The organism is Streptomyces sp. NPDC052236 (genome assembly GCF_044548015.1).
In the GTDB taxonomy this organism is placed as follows: Bacteria; Actinomycetota; Actinomycetes; order Streptomycetales; family Streptomycetaceae; genus Streptomyces.
The window spans coordinates 1-18,546 of the sequence record NZ_JBIUBL010000042.1; the positions used below are offsets into that span (position 1 = coordinate 1).

7 protein-coding genes and 1 pseudogene are annotated in these 18,546 nt (G+C 69.9%); 1 reads left to right on the forward strand and 7 read right to left on the reverse strand.

Translation table 11 applies throughout. From position 1 onward, the window contains the following. The first annotated feature begins 254 nt into the window (after positions 1-254). Entirely contained in the window at positions 255-770 is a 516-nt protein-coding gene (locus tag ACIHCQ_RS40970; RefSeq protein WP_399674092.1) for a hypothetical protein, read from the forward strand. A 140-nt stretch (positions 771-910) separates the two neighbouring features. Here the strand turns inward: ACIHCQ_RS40970 and ACIHCQ_RS40975 are convergent, their stop codons facing one another. From ACIHCQ_RS40975 to ACIHCQ_RS41005, 7 genes and pseudogenes are all read right to left on the reverse strand, one after another. Then, complete coding sequence (locus ACIHCQ_RS40975) at positions 911-1,750, reverse strand: IS5 family transposase (RefSeq protein WP_399674093.1); 840 nt, start codon at positions 1,748-1,750, stop codon at positions 911-913. Between the two features lie 412 nt (positions 1,751-2,162). Further along, positions 2,163-2,471 carry a hypothetical protein gene (locus tag ACIHCQ_RS40980; RefSeq protein ID WP_399674094.1) on the reverse strand — a complete coding sequence of 103 codons (309 nt, stop codon included), beginning with the start codon at positions 2,469-2,471 and terminating at the stop codon, positions 2,163-2,165. After that, a pseudogene (locus ACIHCQ_RS40985) lies at positions 2,468-3,297 on the reverse strand (IS5 family transposase). Before ACIHCQ_RS40985 ends, ACIHCQ_RS40980 begins: the two are co-directional and overlap by 4 nt. Next, positions 3,294-3,554, reverse strand: a complete 261-nt coding sequence (locus ACIHCQ_RS40990) for a DUF2617 family protein (RefSeq protein WP_399674095.1) — start codon at positions 3,552-3,554, stop codon at positions 3,294-3,296. The pseudogene ACIHCQ_RS40985 and the gene ACIHCQ_RS40990 overlap by 4 nt, the downstream one beginning before the upstream one ends. A 571-nt stretch (positions 3,555-4,125) precedes the next feature. After that, positions 4,126-4,437, reverse strand: a complete 312-nt coding sequence (locus ACIHCQ_RS40995) for a hypothetical protein (protein ID WP_399674096.1) — start codon at positions 4,435-4,437, stop codon at positions 4,126-4,128. Further along, complete coding sequence (locus ACIHCQ_RS41000; protein WP_399674097.1) at positions 4,430-4,990, reverse strand: RNA polymerase sigma factor; 561 nt, start codon at positions 4,988-4,990, stop codon at positions 4,430-4,432. Before ACIHCQ_RS41000 ends, ACIHCQ_RS40995 begins: the two co-directional genes overlap by 8 nt. 311 nt (positions 4,991-5,301) lie before the next feature. Next, complete coding sequence (locus tag ACIHCQ_RS41005; protein ID WP_399674098.1) at positions 5,302-18,501, reverse strand: amino acid adenylation domain-containing protein; 13,200 nt, start codon at positions 18,499-18,501, stop codon at positions 5,302-5,304. Positions 18,502-18,546 lie beyond the last annotated feature (45 nt).

The following is an 18,546-nucleotide window of genomic DNA, read 5'->3' on the forward strand; positions in this document are numbered from 1 at the left end:
AAACAAGACGCCGGATGCCTCCCTCATCCCGAGCTAGACCATGCCTGACCAGCAGAAATCAAGCGATCACGTTCGGTTGAGATACGGCTTCTCAGGGGGAGTTGGGGTGCGCAACTTCTTTGTGTCGCCCAGCAAGGTGCGTCGCTTCTACGAGGCACGAGCTGGAGTCGATCTCGTGGAGGCCGACCCCACTTCCCGCCGGTTCTCTTGCGGTGGCAGGATGCCTGATCACGGACGAGTGCGCGGGAGATCCCATGAACGATCAAGGCACCCCCGGCTCGGCAGAAGGCTTCAGCGTCTTCGCTGTCGACGCCAACTGGCCGGAATCACGGCAGGTCACGGGTCACGGCTACAACCGAGCCACCGGCGACATCCATGTGTCCCTGTGGTTCGGCTCTCCGTACTTCGACCCCCAGGTCGAGCACGTCACGGTCTTCAGCGCCTCCTCCGGCAATGCAGAGGCCAGCGAGGCCCTAGAACGGGCTTTCGAGTCCTACTACCACCCCGGCGCGGAAACCCCGGCCAGCTTGCCGGCCTCCGACCCCGTCACCATCACCACAGACGGGAAACCCATGACGTTCGAACTCTGGCGCAACAGCAGCAACCGTTGCTGGGTCGCACGGGGATGCGTCGAGAGCACTGAAGTGGTCCTGTCCGGCTCCGAGATCCAACCCAGCGAGCTCAGCCTGGTCCGCGTGAGCGACCTGACCTCGTTCTCGAACCCATTCGCGCACTACACGGCGGCCCTCAGCCCACTGTCCTGGAAATGATCTCCGCCGATACGGGAAGCGATCTCCAACCCGGCTCAGCCGCACTGGTCAGAGTCATTCGTCAACACCCCCACAAAGGGGTGAAGTTCCGCCGATCCTCCTGAGAGGGCGTTTGATGTAGCCAAATTGCCGCTTATGCCCTAGTAGGTCCCTCGCCGGGTTGGTGTGGTCTCGTCCGATATGCGCTTGGCGAGGTTGTCGATCGACGCGACATGGATCATGGCTTCGGAGCTGGCGGTGAGGGTCTCGTAGTCGCGGGCGAGACGGCGATGCATCATGATCCAACCGATACTCCGTTCCACTACCCAGCGCCTTTTCACGACGTGAAACCCTCGAACTCCGGGGTTTCTATTGAGGACTTCGACGTCGATTCCGAGCTTCGCGCCGTGCTCGACGACGGCCTTCTTGAATCCGGTGTCGACCCAGCTCTTGGCGATGGTCGGGTAGGTGTTCTTGGCCTGGTCGAGGAGGCGTATTCCCAGGGCGTTTTCGGAGAGACTCGCGGCGGTGACGGTCACGGCGAGGATCAGGCCGATCGTGTCGGTGAGGATGCCCCGCTTCCGGCCGACGATCTTCTTCGCGGCGTCCGTTCCCTGGCTGGTCACGGGCACGTTGGTGGAGGTCTTCACACTCTGGGTGTCGATGACGGAGCCTGTGGGTTCGGGCTTGCGTCCCTCTTTCACACGGGCCAGTGCGGTCAGGTCGTAATTGAGCTGGGCGAAGATTCCCTCGTCGCGCCACGCGGCGTAGTAGGCGTAGACCGTGCCATGGCTCGGGAAGTCGTGCGGAACGTATTTCCAGGGAATTCCGGTGCGGTTCATGTAGAGGATCGCGTTGAACACGTCACGGAGTTCGACTTTCGCCGGCTGCCCGGTGGGGCGGCGGTCGAGGCGGGCTTTCCGCCATGCCGTCAGGGTCGGCTCGATCAGGGCCCATCGGGCGTCGGACAGGTCGCTGGGGTACGGCTTGCGCTGACTCACGGTCCAGCGTGATCACGGAGCTGGCGGACCGTGAGGTTCCGCCACCGATCCGGCGCTTCTACCGCATCTTTAAACCAGACGGACTTCGAGGCGTAGAAGCGAGTGAAACGGACGACTGGCCGGGCTGACCGGCAGGGGGCGTAATTCGCATAGCGAATGAACCGGGATGAAGTAGGGCTACGACAAAGGTCACGCACCGTAACAAAACTATGTAAACGCCCTCTGAGAGGGCGTATGAGACTTGATGCCCGATTCTTCGTTTCGTCCAGGGTGGGCGGGCAGGTCGCGGCGATGCCGGACGGCTACGGCCCGGGCTGGGTGAACAAGCCCTGCTCGGTCTCCACCAGGATCCCGCGGTCAGTCAGCCGCTTGAGCTCCAGTCGGATGTTGTTGATGTTGTTGGGTGCGACCGTCAGGTCCATCGCCTCGCAGACCTGCCGCGCCCGCAGTGGATGGTCGGGGCGAACACCGCCATGATCTGCTGGTAGGCCGGATGGTCCGGCAGTTTCGGTGCCGGTGGCGCGGACGGTTGCGGGTCGGGCAGCTCCAGCAGTGTCTTGCGGTTGATCCGGACTTCCTCGGCGGCCCGGTTGAGTTCGTTGAGCTGTGCGGTCAGCTGCGCGATCTGCTCCTCCGTCGCCTCGGCCTGCGCGGTGATCTCTCCTTCCCGCTCCTCCAGCCGCGCCAGCACCGCCCCGAGCGTCAGCTCCCCGCCGGTCATGCGGTGCGCCAGGCCGGCGTGGTCGCCCCGGTCAACCGGCGCAATATCACCGCGGTCATCGCCCAGTAGACCCGTGACTCCGAACTGCGGGGCAGATGCTCGTAGTCGCGCACCAGCCTGCGGTACAACACCAAGATCCCAAAGGCGCGCTCCATGACCCACCGCTTGGCCTGGGGAACGAACCCGGTCTGCGCGGGGTTGCGCTCCACTACCTCCACCGCGATGCCCACCTTCTGCCCGTGCGCGACAACCGCATTCTTGAAGCCCTGGTCGACCAGAGCCTTCTCCACGGCGTCCGTGTCGGCGGCGACCTTGTCCAGCAGCGCGATCCCGACGGCGTTCTCGTGCGCCGACGCGGCCGCCACGGCCACTGCGATCACCAGCCCCAGCACGTCAACGGCCAGGCCGCGCTTGCGGCCCGGTACTTTTTTGCCGCGTCACGTCCCGTTGACTCAGCGGGCACTCCGGCCGCCGCGTGCACGCTCTGGGTATCAAGCACCACCAGGCTCGGGTCCGCCTTCCGGCCCGTCTGTTCCCGCACCTGCCAGCACAGCAGATCGTGGATGGTCTGGTCGATGCCGTCGTCGCGCCAAGTGTAGAAGTAGTACTTCACCGCGCCGGGCGGCGGAAAGTCGTGCTGAAGCAAGTCCCACTGACAACCGGTCCGGCCCTGGTAAAGCAGCGCGTTGACGATCTCCCGCATCTCGTACCGGCCCTGATGGCCACTGACCGAGGGGTGCGCACCCTTCCACGCGATGATCAACGGCTCGACCAACGCCCACTGCTCATCGCTCAGGTCGGTCTTGTAGGACTTGCGCTCGCTCACAACGACCAGCCCAACATGCCCATGCCCGCCGACCGGCCAGGACGCCGCACTGCCACACATTCAGGTGACGACAAAAAACATATGTGCTCATATACCGCCCTCTGATGGGAGGCGCCCAGGAGTCTGAGCTGCACATCGAGGCCGCCGACCGTCAGGTCGCGCACGGCGAGTGCCTCGCGAGCGGGACGGCCGAGCGTGAACGAGAGCTGATCGGCGTCGGTGTCCAGATACGGGGTCGTGAGTGCTGTGCCGTTCATGTGGCGTTGCGCGGACAGCTGATCGGCGCTCCCGGAACGCGGCGCTCTATTGGCGTATCCGTCCGGTTACGGACGGCGTCGATGGCGGGTACGGCGCCGACGACGGCAAGCTCCAGCTTCAACAATGATCCCCCGAATCCGGAACGTGCAAAGCGCCGCTGAGTAGGGCACAGGGCACATGCGCCATATGGAGGGGGAGTCCTGCTGTGATCCGGATCCCAGGGAACGGCAGAGCGCCTCCCACGCCCGGACAGAGCGCTCTTGGCCTGGCTTGGCATGGATCGCGGGCCGGTGGAAGAAGCGCGGTGCCGATCGTGTTGCCTCCTGTGACAGTCACCATGATTCACAGGCCCTGGAGGAGACATTGAGCATGACCGAGATCAGTACGGGCGGCGACCTGGTCACGTACATCAATGTCTTCACCGTCGCTCCCGAGAATCAGCGACGTCTCATCGAGCTTTCACCGGGGTCTTGAGGGCACTCGAGTGGCCAAGAGATCCCGGCCCCTGAAACGGGCGGCGCGGCATTCGCTGCGCCCGCCCGTTTCGAGGTGCCGCACTGGACCTCACAGCTAGGAGGCGACGGATTCGCTGGGCTGCTTGGCGTCGCTCTGCTGCGGCCGGCGGTCGGCCACAGTCAGCTCGCACCGGCCGTCGACGCAGGAGCGCTCCAGCCGGCCCCTCGAAATGGTCTGCATCAGGCCGATCGTCCAGCACATCGGGCACCCGCGCAGCGCGAGCACACCGACCGGTGCGAGCAGCAGGGTGACCGGTCCGAATGCCGGGATGAGCGTGACCGAACCGATCAGCGCGCCGAATCCCACCGCGCCACGTACCAGGTGCCGGGGCAGAGACGTGCTCGCGAAGTTGGGACTGTCAGTCATCGTTCCCTCCAAGAACTGAGTCGGATGCACCCCGCAGCGTGTGCTGAACCGCCGCGCGGGCTCGATGCAGCCGCGATTTCATCGCGGCGGTACTGAGGCCCAGCGCATCTGCGACCATCCGCCCGCTGTAGCCCTGGATGTCACGCATGATCAGCACATGGCGCTGGTCGGCGGGCAGGGCGGCGACGGCCGCCGCCACCCGGCTCGCTTCCAGGCGTTGCAGCACCTCGTCCTCGGCCGACAGCACGGCGGTGTCGTGGAACGGTGTCTCGTCCCGCAGCATCATCCGCGCGCGCCGCAGGCACTCGTTGCGGACGATGCGGAACATCCACGACGCCAGTGCGCCGGAAGCCCGCAGCATCCCGATCTTGCGGTAAAGGATGATCAGCGCTTCCTGAGCCGCGTCCTCGGCGTCCTCGGGCGAGGCACACAGCGAGCGGGCGAATCGCTGCACGTTGGCGTGCGAGCCGGACACCAGCGCGGTGATCGAATCGACGTCCCCCCTCTGCGCGGCGACGATCAGTTGCTCACCGGGCCAGGTCGAGTCAGCCACGTGCCCGACCTCGTTTGCGCAGCATGACGAAACTGCACGTGCACACGAGCACCACTCCGACGGCCACAGCGATACCAACGATCATGACTACCTCCACGCGTCATGTCCCGACCTTGTTGTCGGCACATATATAAGAGGCGCGAGCTTTGCGAAAGGATTCACCCCGTGCCGCCCGAATCGCGAGTTGTCACCAGTGGATCCTGAAAGAGCACTTCCCCGAGTGCGGGGTGGCCGGCGGCCGGTCCGGCCTGACCGGCCGCCGGCCACCCCGATCACCGCGACCGGTATCCCGGCCGGGAGAGGGTCTTCATTCAGTCCTCACTGATCTCGTCGAGTGTCCTGCGCAGTTCGTCGGCCAGGACGCGCAGTGCCTCGCCCCGCATCACCGTGTAGTGGTTGCCGGGAACGTCGATCAGCTTGGCGTCCCCGTTGAACAGGGCCATCCACGCCGCGGCGGTCTCCGCCGAGGCACCGCCGTCGGCGGCCCGGAAGGAGCGCACCCGGCCGCCGTACTCCGACGGGGCATAACGCAGCAGCGCGCGGAAGTTGTGCTGGAACCGGGCCACGATCCGGCCCAGGGTGCCGGCGTCGATGTCCGGCGGCAGCACACCGGCGGCCTGCGCCTCGGCGTGCAGCACCGCCACCGGCGGGCGGCCGTCGAAGGCCGACACCGGCAGCTCCCAGTCGACTCCGGCCAGACCGGCCAGGTCACGGGCGAGCCAGGACAGCAGTACCTCGTCCGTCACCGGCGGGCCGGCGGCCGGTCCCGGCTGCTCGAACAAGTCGACCACAGCGACCAGTTCCACGCTCTCGCCGGCCCGGGTGAGCCGGTCCGCCAGCTCCAGGGCGAGCAGGCCGCCCATGGACCAGCCGCCGAGCCGGTACGGGCCCTCGGGGAGCGCCTCACGCACCGCCGTCAGGTAGTGCGCCGCCATCTCCTCGATGCCCGCCAGTTCCACATCCGGGGTCTGGAGGGCGTAGAACGGCTGCTGGTCGCCCAGGAGCCGCGCCAGTTCGGCGTAGCACAGTACGTCGCCGCCCACGGGGTGCACGAAGACCAGCGGGGTCCGGCTGCCGCCGGTCCGGATCGGTACCAGGGCGGCACGTTGCTGCCCCGTCTCCGGGGCGGCGTCCCCGATCGCCTCGGCGAGTTCTTCGACCGTCGGCCGGGCGAACAGGGTGGCCAGCGGCAGCTCGCAGCCGAGCTCGCTCTGGATGCGCGCCATCAGCCGTACCGCCATCAGCGAATCGCCGCCCAGGCCGAAGAAGCTGGAGCGGACACTGACCTGCCGGCTCTCGAAGAACTCCGCCCAGATCCCGGCCAGCCGCTCCTCGATCCGGTTCCTCGGCGGGACGAACGCATCCCCTTCGCCGGCGGGCGCGTCCAGGGCGAGCAGTGCCGCCCGGTCCACCTTGCCGTTGCTGCTGAGCGGCAGCGCATCCAGCACCGCGATCGACTGCGGGACCAGGTAGCCCGGCAGGCTCTGCCGCAACCGCTGATGGATGCCGGACTCTTCGAGACCGCTGCCGGGATCGAGCACCACATGGCCGACCAGCCGCTTGGCCCCGTGCCGTTCCCCGGCAGCCGAGGCGACGGCGGACCGGATCCCCGGCACCTGCAAGAGCGCCGCTTCGACCTCGCCGAGCTCGATCCGGTACCCCTGGATCTTCACCTGGAAGTCCTCCCGGCCCAGGAACTCGATGTCGCCGTCCGGCAGGTACCGGCCCAAGTCGCCTGTCCGGTAGAGGCGTTCCCCCGTCACCGGGTGGCGGAAGAAGCCGGCCCGGGTCTTGGCCTCGTCGTTGAGGTAGCCCCGGGCGAGTCCGGCCCCCGCGATGTAGAGCTGCCCGGGCACCCAGACGGGAGCCGGCGCGAGTGCCTCGTCCAGTACGTGGAACCGCTGGCCGCGCATCGGCTTCCCGTACGGGACGCTGGCCCAGTCCGGGTCGGTCCGCTCGATCGGATAGCGGATCGACCAGATGGAGGCCTCGGTCGCACCGCCCAGGCTCCAGATCACGGCGTCCGGTACGAGCGCCCTGATCCGGTCCGGGAGCGTGACCGGGATCCAGTCACCGCTCATCATGACCAGCCGCAGGGGCAGGCCGGCGCCGAGGCCGGCCGCGAGCGTGTGCTCGGTGAACATCTCCATCAGGGTGGGCACGCTGTTCCATACCGTGACCCGGTGTTCAGCGACCAGTTCCGCCCAGCGGGCCGGTTCCCGGTGCGCGTCCGGTTCGGGCAGCACCAGGGCGCCGCCGACGGCCAGGATGCCGAACACGTCGTACACGGACAGGTCGAAGTTCATCGCGGACAGGCCGAGTACCCTGTCGTGCCGGGTGGCTCCGAACTCCTCGTTGATGTCCCTGATCGTGTTGACCGCCCCGGTGTGCTCGATCATCACGCCCTTCGGCAGACCGGTCGAGCCGGAGGTGAAGATGACGTACGCCAGGTCCGTCGGGACCGCGCCAGACGGGGGAAGCGCCCGCTGGTCGAGCTTCCCCACCCCGGGATCGTCCACGGCCAGCCGCACGACTCCCTCCGGCCAGTCGGTCCGGACCGAGATCCAGGACTGGGTCAGGGCGACGGTGATGCCCGCACTGTCCAGCAGGACCTTCAGCCGCTCACGCGGAACGCCCGCGTCGATCGGAACGTAGGCGGCGCCCGACTTGAGGATGCCCAGGGCAGCGGCGACCTGTTCTGCCCCCTTTTCCATCACGACGGCCACCAGCGAGCCGGGGCCCGCGCCCTGGTCCCGCAGCCATCGGTCCAGCTGGTTGGACAACCGGTCGAGGTCGCCGTAACTGAGCGTGCGACCGGCCGCGATCACCGCCGGGTCCTGCGGGCGGTCCGCCGCCCGCGCCAGGAAGGCCTCGTGCAGCAGTTCGGCGGGGACCGGCGCCGCTGTGGCGTTGGCCGCGGTCCTGACCTCCAGGTCCGCGCCGGGCACCAGCGTCGGGGCGGGGCGCTGCCACGTGTCCTCGTCCTGGCACAGATCGCTGATCACTTCCACGTAGGCGCCGAACATCGCGTCGACCATGCCCTCGGGGAAGATCCCCTCGCGGATGTCCCAGTTCAAGGTGAGTTCGCCGCCCTCCTCCATCACTTGGTGATCGAGATACACCTGGGGGGTGCGCACCGAGCTGTAGACCTCCCGACCCGATGTGCCCACCTTCAGCAGCTGCTCAACCACCCCGGTCACGGCCCTGTCGTCCTGCTTCGCCGCGAAGTTGATGAAGCTGGCGAACACGACCGGCATGGTCGCGCCGCCCGAGCTGCCCCGGGCCCGGTTCAGCTCCCGCAGCACCTGGACACCGCTGGCCTGGCTGTGTTCCAGGTCGCGTCCGAGCTGCTCCTGAATCCGGTGCGCCCTGGTGGCGAACGAATCGGTCGGCGTACTGCGTACCTCGAGCAAGGTGGTGCCGCTGAAGTTGCCGACCAGGCTCTCGACCTCGGGGTGCAGCGGCAGCCGATTGGCCACCATGACGTTGAGGGTGAAATGGCTGGACTTGCTCCAGGCCGCGAGCACCTGGGCGTAGGCCGTCGCCAGGGCCGCCGACGGTGTGATGCCGGCCGTGGCGGCGTGCTGCTTGAACCGGGCCAAGTCCTGCGCGCTGATGCGCCTGGCCTGCCGCCAGAACGCCGGCTTGGCGGGCGTCGCAGCGGTCTTGGCGGGCGTCGCTGCGGTCTGGACGGTCGGGAGTTCCGGCGACGCCGGCAGCGTGGCGATCCGGTTCCTCCAGTACTCCAGCGCGGCTGTGTGCGCCGGTGTGCCCTCCAGGTCCTGGGCCGCGACCACATAGTCCCGGTAGGTGATGGACAGCTCCGGCAGTGTGGCGCCCTCGCCGTGGTAGGTCGCCACCAGCTCGGCGATCACCCGTCCCATGCTCCAGCCGTCGGCGATCAGCGCGTCGAAGCCAATGTGCAGCCGGGTCCAGCGGTCACTGGTCCGGGTGGCACGGAAGTCGAACAGCGGCCACACCGAGATGTCGAACTCCCGGTACCGGTACTCCTGGTGGATCTCCTCCAGGCGAAGCGCCCGGCTCTCCTCGTCGCAGTCGGTGAGGTCCACGCTGTCGATCTCATAGGCGGGCACCGTCTTGAGCACCCGCTGAGTGCCGTCGTGAGAGATGACCGCCCGCAACTGGTCATGGCGGTCGATGATCCGCTGCCATGCCTCGCCCAGCCGCCGCAGGTCGACGTCCTCGACGTCGACCTCGATGAAGAAGAACGTCGAGAGGTCGCCGAGCTCGAATGCCCCGGTCCGCCCGATCAGATAGGCCTGCTGAAGGTCGGTCAACGGGAACGGTTCGTACCGCAGCTCAGGGTGCGGCACCAGTTCCGGCAGGTCCTGGCCAGCCAGGTCCTGGCCGGCCTCGCCTGGCCGGCCGGCCGCGGATTCGCCGAGCATGGCCAGTACTTCCGCGCCGAGTGAGGAGATGCTCCGGCTCTTGAGAATCGACACGACGGGCAGGGCGATACCGAACCTGTTCGACACGGATTTGCGGACGCTCAGCGCCATCAGGGATTCCAGGCCCAGTTGGGTGAGCGGCTCGTCCACGTCCATGTCCTCGGTCCTGGCCCCGAGCGCCCGGGCGACCGTACGGGTCAGGAAGTCCTGGATGATCTCCGGGCTCACCGCCGTATCGGCCGGCACAGCCGGCAGGACCGGCACATTCGGCGCGGCCGGCACGACCGACTGCGCCGCCTGTTCCAGCACAGCGGCCCGCAGCGGCTCCGCCCGCTCCAGCAGCGCGCCGTCGGCCTCCGCCACGATCCGGCCGGCCTCGTCGACCAGCCTGATCTCGGCGACGACGGCCGAGTCGTGCGAGATCAGCTTCGCGTGGCAGTACAGCGGCTGCGCGCCGGAGTGGCCGTGGAACACGAACCGGTCGATCCCGGTGGGCAGATAGGTGAACCGCGCGGGGGGCCCCGCCGGCAGACAGGCCAGGGCGGTGTGGAACATCGCCTCGGTGAGACCGGGGTGCAGCAGATACGGCTCGGCCCGCTCCGGCGGGGGCACCCGCAGCCGGGCCAGCGCCTCGCCAGGGGTCCGCCATGCCTGCTCGACCCACCGGGTCGAGGGGCCGTGGTAGAGCCGGCGACGCCACAGCTCCCCGTAGAACTCGTCCGCTGTCAGCGCCCCGTCGAGCCCGGTACGGGCGGCGTCGAGGTCGATCCCGGCTTCCTGGGCAGGGTCGACCCGTACCGTGCCGCGGGCGTGCAGGACCCATCGGGGCGGCCCGCTGTCGGCCGGATGCGCGCAGTAGTAACGGAACGCGGTGCGGCCGTCGCCCGGTTCGAGGACGAGTTGTACGTCCTTCGTCTCGCCGGGCTCCAGGACCAGGCTCTTCGGGGCGGAGAACTCCTCGATCACGACGCTTCCGCCGCCCGCCGTCTCGCGGGCGGCCGACAGCACCGTATCGAGATACACCCCGACTCCGACCAGGGGTACGCCGCCGACGACCCCGTCACCGAGGCACAGGTGCGTCTCCGAATTGAGCCGGCCCTCGAACTGCACGAGATCCAGCGGGGACGAGATCCGGCGGCCGAGCAGCGATCGCGGCACGTCGGCCGGCTCCGCCCGTCCGGCGGTCGCGGGGGACTGCCCGCTCGGCTCCAGCCAGTAGCGCTCCCGCTGGAAGGGGTAGCTCGGCAGGTCCACCCTGGCGGGCCCGTGCGGGCCGAGGAACGCGTCCCAGCCGACGCCGACGCCGTGCACCCAGGCCTCGGCGAGGGAGCTGAGGAACCGCCGCTGACCGCCCTGGTCCCGGCGCAACGACTCGACGACCACACCGGTGGTGTCCACCGTCTCCTGGAGAGCGAGCGCCAGCACCGGATGCGGACTCGCCTCGACGAACACGGTGTGCCCGGAACGGAGCAGACCGCGGACCACGTCCTCAAGGCGCACGGTGCCGCGCAGGTTCCGGTACCAGTACTCCGCGTCAAGACCGGCGGTGTCGAATTCCCCGCCCGTCACCGTGGAGTGGAACGGCACCGTTCCGGAGCGCGGTGAGATCCCCGCGAGGTCCGCCAGTATCCGCTCCCGGATCGTCTCCACCTGAGCCGAGTGCGAGGCGTAGTCGACCGGGATCTTCCTGGCCCGGATCTTCTGGGCCACGCAGTGGGCGACCAACTCGTCCACCGCGGCGGGCTCACCCGCCACCACCGTACTGGTCGGCCCGTTCACGGCGGCGATCGAGAGCCGGTCGCCCCACGGCCGCAGGATCACGGCCAACTCGTCCATGGACAGCACCACCGAGGCCATGGCGCCCGATCCGGCCAGCGCGCGCAGCGCCTTGCTGCGCAGCGCGACGACCCGGGCGCCGTCCTCCACGGTCAGTCCGCCCGCCACCACCGCCGCCGCGATCTCACCCTGCGAATGGCCCACCACCGCGGCCGGCCGTACGCCGTAGGACTGCCACAACCCGGCCAGCGACACCATCACCGCCCAGACCGCGGGCTGGACCACATCGACCCGGTCCAGCGGGGGTGCCGTCGGCTCCCCGCGCAGTACGTCGGTCAACGACCAGTCCACGTACGGCGACAGCGCCCGCGCGCACTCGTGCAGCCGCCGGGCGAACACCGGCGACGTGTCGAGCAGCTCGGTCGCCATCCCGGTCCAGTGCGAGCCCTGGCCGGGGAACACCATGACGACGGGTGCCCCGGTGTCCCGGGCCCGGCCGTGCACGGCCGCGTCCACGTCCCGGTCGGCGATCGCGTCCAGGCCGGCGAGGAGTTCTTCGCGCTCCCCGGCGACCAGCACGGCACGGTGCTTCAACGCCGCCCGGCCGGTCGCCAGCGAGTACGCGACGTCCAGCCCCCGCAGGTCGGCGTGGGCCCGTAGGTGCGCGGCCAGCCGGCCCGCTACGTCGGGCAGCGCGGAGGCGGTCCTGGCAGACAGCAGCCAGGGCAGCACGGAGGGCACCGGCCCATCGGCAGGCTTCGCCGGTGGCTGCTCCGGGCCCTGCTCCACAATCACGTGGGCGTTGGTGCCGCTCACCCCGAACGAGGAGACCGCCGCCCGTCGGAGCCGGTCCCGCTCCGGCCACGGGACCGGCTCTGTCAGTAGCCTGACCTGCCCGGCCGACCAGTCCACCTCGGAGGTCGGCCGGTCCACGTGCAGGGTCCGGGGCAGCGTTCCGTGCCGCATCGCCTCGACCATCTTGATGATCCCGCCCACGCCCGCGGCGGCCTGTGCGTGCCCGATGTTTGATTTCATCGACCCCAGCCACAGCGGCCGGCCCTGCGGGCGGTCCTGCCCGTAGGTGGCTATCAGTGCCTGGGCCTCGATCGGGTCACCCAGCGTGGTCCCCGTGCCGTGCGCCTCCACCGCGTCCACATCGTCCGTGCCCAGGCCCGCGTTTGCCAGGGCCTGCCTGATCACACGCTCCTGGGAGGGTCCGTGCGGAGCGGAGAAGCCGTTGCTCGCACCGTCCTGGTTGATCGCCGAGCCACGGACGACCGCCAGTACCTGGTGGCCGTTGCGGCGCGCGTCCGACAGACGTTCCAGCAGGAGGACACCGGCGCCCTCGGCCCAGCCCGTCCCGTCGGCCGAGTCCGCGAAGGACTTGCACCGCCCGTCGGGCGCCAGCCCCAGTTGCCGGCTGAACTCGATGAACATCTCCGGGGTGGACATCACCGCGACTCCGCCGGCGAGCGCCAGCGAGCACTCGCCGGCCTGTAGCGACTGACAGGCCAGATGCAGCGCCACCAGCGAGGACGAGCACGCCGTGTCCACCGACACCGCCGGCCCCTCCAGGCCCAGGGTGTAGGCGACCCGGCCCGACACCAGACTGCCCCCGCTGGTCGTCGCCCGGGGCGTGCCGAACCCGTAGTCGTGGTACATGGTCCCGGCGAACACGCCGGTCCGGCTGCCCCGCAGCGCCCCGGGGTCGATCCCGGCCCGCTCGAAGGCCTCCCAGGAGATCTCCAGCAGCAGCCGCTGCTGCGGATCCATGACCAGCGCCTCGTTCGGGCTGATCCCGAAGAACGCCGGATCGAACTCCGCGGCCCGGTACAGGAAGCCGCCCTGGTGGGTGTAGGTCCTGCCCGGCTTTCCCCGCTCGGGATCGTAGATGCCCTCCAAGTCCCAGCCACGGTCCTTCGGGAAGTCGGAGACCGCGTCGATCTCGTTGGCGAGCAACTGCCACAACTCGTCCGGTGAGGTGACATCGCCCGGGTAGCGGCACGCCATCGCGACGATCGCCACCGGGTCGTCCGCAGCCGCGCGCGCCGGCGTCACGACGGCCGCCGGTGTCCGCGTCCGCGTCCCGGCCAGCGTCGTCATGATCTGCCGGGCGACCGCCCGCGACGTCGGATGATCGAAGACCAGGGTGGCGGGCAGCCGCAGTCCGGTCGCCGCGTTCAGCCGGTTACGGAACTCCACCGCCATCAGCGAGTCGAATCCGAGCTCCTGGAAGGGACGGTCCGGCTCCACCAGCTCGCTGGAGGCATGCCCCAGTGCCTCGGCGGCGAGGGTACGGACCAGCTCCTCCAGAGCGTGGTCCCGCGCGCCGTCGGGCAGTCCGGCCAGGCGCTGGTCCACCGTTCCGACCGTCTGTGCCGTCGGACGGGTGCGCGGCCCGGCCATGGCGCGTACGAGTGCCGGGACGTCGTCCACCCGGGCGCGCAGCGCGGACGTACTGATACGGGCCGCCACCGGCGCCGCCTCGCCGGACCGTAAGGCGGCGTCGAAGAGTGCCAGCCCCTCGTCGGCGGAGAGCGCGGGCAGCCCCTGGCGCCGTACCCGCAGCAAGTCGGCCTCGGTCAGCCGCTCGCTGAGTCCTGTGGTCACGTCCCACAGCCCGAAGGCCATCGAACTGGCAGGCAGGCCATGCTCACGGCGGTGGAGCGCAAGCGCGTCCAGGAACACGTTTGCCGCCGCATAGCTGCCCTGGCCTGCCGCCAGAAGGGAACCGCCCACTGACGAGAACAGTACGAACGCCGCCAGGCCGGCATCCTGGGTCAGCTCGTGGAGGTGCCAGGCGGCGTCGGCCTTCGGCCGCAGGACCGCGTCCAGCCGGTCCGGTGTCACTGTCCCGATCAGTCCGTTGTCCGCCGTCCCGGCCGCGTGCACCACCGCGGTGAGCGGGTACTCGGGGGACACCTCGGCCAGCAGTCGCCGTACTTCCGCCCGGTCGGCCACGTCGCAGGCGACCACCGTGACGACGGCCCCCAGCTCGGCCAGCTCGGTCTCCAGCTCCGCCGCCCCGGGGGCGTCCGGACCCCGACGGCTGGTCAGGAGCAGCCGACGGACGCCGTGTTCGACGACGAGGTGCCGGGCCACCAGGGCCCCCAGGCCGCCGGTGCCGCCGGTGACCAGGACTGTCCCCTCGGGAGCCGGCCCCGGACGGTCCGGATCCACCGCTTCCGCGGCGCGTACCAGGCGGGGTACCAGCACCTCGCCCCGGCGCACCGCCAGTTCGGGCTCGGCGGTCAGCACCGCCGCCGGCAGCCCGCGGTAGGACTCCGGGGCGGTATCGGTGTCGACCAGCACAAGACGGCCCGGGTTCTCCGCCTGTGCGGCACGTATCAGGCCCCAGACCGGGGCGTGGTCCAACTGGACCCGGTCGGCGTCGGGTGCTGCCGACCACGCGCCCCGAGTCACCACCACCAGCCGGGAGGCCTCGAACCGCTTGTCCGCCAGCCAGTCCTGTGCGGCGGCGAGCGCCGTCCGCAGGGCATGGCGCACCGCTTCGGGGACCTCGTCCGTATCCGGGTCCGCCGGATCGAGCGGAAGGAACACCAGGTCCGGCACTGCGCCGCCCGAGTCGATCGACTCTCCAAGACCGGTCAGATCCCGATGGGCCGAAGCGACGTCACCGAGCGCGGCCCCGATGCCGGACGCGTCGCCGCCCAGGACGGCGCACCGCACCGCCCGATCCGGCCCGGCCGCGGCCGCCGGCTGCCACTCGACCCGGAACAGCGCGTCGCCGCGGTGGCCGCGGGACGCTTCCAGCCGGCCGGGGGACACGGGACGCGGCCGCAGCGACTCGACCAGCAGCGCCGGCCGGCCGGAGCCGTCGGCCACCATCAGGGTGAAGCCGCCCGTTACGAGCGGGATCATCCGCACCCGGACCGTCGACGCGCCGGTCGCGTACAGGGACACGTTCTGCCATACGAAGGGAATGACCGTCTCGGTCTGGTCCAGCAGCGCCGCATGCATCGCCGCGTCGAGGAGTGCCGGGTGCAGGCCGTACTGGGGGCCGTCGCTCATGGGGAGCGTGACCTCGGCGTATGTCTCGTCCCCGTGCCGCCAGGCGGCCCGCAGCCCCCGGAAGGCGGGCCCGTACTCGTAGCCGAGACCGGCCAGCCTGGTGTAGGCATCGGTGAGGTCGAGCGGCTGGGCGTCCTGGGGCGGCCACACGCTCAGATCGAACCCGGCCGGCCGCGCCCCGGGAGCCAGCACCCCTTCGGCATGCTGGGTCCACCCCTCTTCCTCGGCGGCGTCCTCGGCCCGGCCGTGGATGGAGATCTGCTGCCTGCCCGAGCTGTCCGGGCCGCCCACCCGTACCTGAAGCTGGATCCGGTCCTCAGCCGTCAGGGTCAGCGGGGCCGACAGGGTGAGTTCCTCCACCGTGGCGCAGCCCACCGCGTCCGCGGCCCGCACCGCGAGCTCCACGAACGCCGTCCCCGGCAGCAGCACCACCCCGGCCACGCCATGGTCGGCCAGCCACGGGTGGGTCCGCAGCGACAGCTGCCCGGTCAACAGGTATCCGTCGTCGCCGGCCAGCGACACCGCCGCGCCCAGCAGCGGATGCTCAGCCGCGCTCAGGCCCGCCGCTGTCATGTCCCCGACCGGGTCATTGTTGGTGAGCCAGAAACGCTCATGCTGGAACGCGTAGCTGGGCAGGTCCACGGCGACGGCGCCGGTCCCGGCGAACACCGCTGCCCAGTCCGGCGACGCCCCGCGCGTATGCAGTCGGCCCAGGGCCGAGGCGACGGCCTCGTCCTCGGACCGGTCGCCCCGCAGCAGCGGCACGAACGCGGCGTCCGACAGGCAGTCGGGGCCCAGCGCCGAGAGCACGGTTCCGGGGCCCAGTTCACAGAAGGTGGTGACCCCCAGCTCGCCCAGTGCCTCGATCCCCTCGGCGAACCGGACCGCTTCCCGTACGTGCCGCACCCAGTACCGCGCGTCGAAGGCGTCCACCTTCGTGCCGGTGAGGTTCGACACGACCGGTATCCGCGGCGGGTGGTACGTCAGTCCACCGGCGATCCGGCCGAACTCGGCCAGCATCGGCTCCATCAGCGGCGAGTGGAACGCGTGGCTCACCCGGAGCCGCTTCACCTTCCGGCCCGCCGCTTCCCAGTGCGCCGCGATCTCGTCGACGGCGGCCTCGGTGCCGGAGATCACCACGGCGGACGGCCCGTTCACCGCGGCGACCGCCAGCTCCGCCTCCCGGCCGGCCAGCAGCGCCGCCACCTCCGCCTCCGAGGCCTGCACGGCCAGCATCGCCCCGCCGGCGGGCAGTGCCTGCATCAGCGCGCCCCGGGCCGCGACCAGCGTGGCGGCATCCGGCAAGGACAGCACCCCGGCCACGTACGCCGCGGTCAGCTCGCCGATCGAGTGCCCGCCGAGCGCGTGGGGCCGCAGTCCCCAGTGCTCCAGCAACCGGTACAGCGCCACCTCCAGCGCGAACAGGCCGGCCTGGGTGTACGCCGTCCGGTCCAGGAGTTCCGCGTGCTCCGTGCCGGCCGGGGCGAAGAGCACCTGGCGCAGCGGCGTCTGAAGGTGCCGGTCCAGCTCGGCGCACACATCGTCCAGCGCTTGGGCGAACACGGGATACCGGCGGTGGAGGTCCGCGCCCATGCCCGGCCGCTGACTGCCCTGGCCGGAGAAGAGGAACGCGAGCTTTCCGCCGTCCGGAGTGCCCAACGCGACCCCGGGGGCGGATCCGCCGGCGGCGAGTCCCGCCAGGCCCGCTTCCGGGCCGGGCCACACCAGCGCCGCGCGATGCTCCAGGTGCTCGCGGGTGGTCGCCAGCGAGTACGCCAGGTCCTGGACGGCCGCCGACCCGTCCGCGAGGTGGGTGCGCAGGCGGTTCGCCTGTTCCGCCAGTGCCTGTCCGCTGCTGGCCGAGAGCAGCAACGGCAGTGCCCCGCTCACCACCGGTTCCGCCTCCCGCACCGGCTCCGCGGGCGCCTGTTCAAGGATCACATGCGCGTTGGTCCCGCTGATCCCGAACGACGACACCCCCGCCCGCCACGGCCGGCCCACCTGCGGCCACGACCGTGCCTGCGTCAACAGCTCCACTCCACCGGCCGACCAGTCCACCCGACTTGTCGGCTCATCCACATGCAACGTCCCCGGCAGCACCCCGAACCGCAACGCCTGCACCATCTTGATCACACCACCCACACCGGCGGCCGCCTGCGTATGCCCGATGTTCGACTTCAGCGAGCCGAGCCAGAGCGGTTCACCCTCCCGCCCCCGGCCGTAGGTGGCCAGCAGCGCCTGGGCCTCGATCGGATCACCCAACGACGTCCCCGTACCGTGTCCCTCCACCACATCCACATCACCCACCGACAACCCCGCATCCGCCAACGCCCGCCCAATCACCCGCTCCTGGGCCAGACCACTGGGGGCCGTCAAACCATTGGACGCACCATCCTGATTGACCGCCGACCCCCGCACGACCGCCAGCACCCGATGCCCCAGCCGCACCGCGTCCGACAACCGCTCAACCACCAGCACCCCCACACCCTCAGCCCAGCCCGTACCATCGGCACCCTGCGCGAACGACTTGCACCGGCCATCCGCGGCCAGCCCACGCTGCCGCGAGAAGTCGATGAACGTCGTGGGGGTGGCCATCACCGTCACACCGCCGGCGAGCGCGAGGGAGCATTCGCCCCGCCGCAGCGCCTGCACCGCCAGATGCAACGACACCAGCGAGGAGGAACAGGCCGTGTCCACGGTGATCGCGGGGCCCTCGAACCCGTAGAAGTACGAAATCCGGCCGGACAGCACACTCCCGGCCTTCCCCGTGACGAAGTACCCTTCCACCTCGGCCGGGACCGGCCCGGTGGCGTAGTCGTGATACATCAGGCCGGCGAATACGCCGGTGTCGCTGCCCCGCAGTGCGCCGGGCGCGATCCGCGCCGCCTCCAGCGCCTCCCACGAAACCTCCAGCAACAACCGCTGCTGCGGATCCATCGCCAACGCCTCACGCGGAGAAATCCCGAAGAACCCCGCATCAAACCCAGCCGCATCCCCCAGAAAACCCCCCTCCCGCGCATACGACCGGCCCACCCGCCCCGGATCCGGGTCATACAGACCCTCCACATCCCAACCCCGGTCCACCGGAAAACCACCCACACCATCCCCACCCGCAACCACCAGATCCCACAAATCCCCCGGCGACGACACCCCACCAGGAAACCGGCACCCCATCCCCACAATCGCCACCGGCTCGCGCCGGCTCTCTTCCAGTTCGCGTACCCGCTCACCGGACTTGTGCAGATCCACCGTCAGTCGCTTGAGATACGCGACCAGCTTGTCGTCGTGCGCCACGGAAACAGCCCCCTGAGTTCGGAAATCGGTAGGTGAGCGGTAAGC

Coding starts and splice junctions, on each gene's coding strand:
- ACIHCQ_RS40970 (WP_399674092.1), top strand. CDS start 255: ATGAACGATCAAGGCACCCCCGGCTCGGCAGAAGGCTTCAGCGTCTTC.
- ACIHCQ_RS40980 (WP_399674094.1), bottom strand. CDS start 2,471: ATGACCGGCGGGGAGCTGACGCTCGGGGCGGTGCTGGCGCGGCTGGAG.
- ACIHCQ_RS40990 (WP_399674095.1), bottom strand. CDS start 3,554: ATGAACGGCACAGCACTCACGACCCCGTATCTGGACACCGACGCCGAT.
- ACIHCQ_RS40995 (WP_399674096.1), bottom strand. CDS start 4,437: ATGACTGACAGTCCCAACTTCGCGAGCACGTCTCTGCCCCGGCACCTG.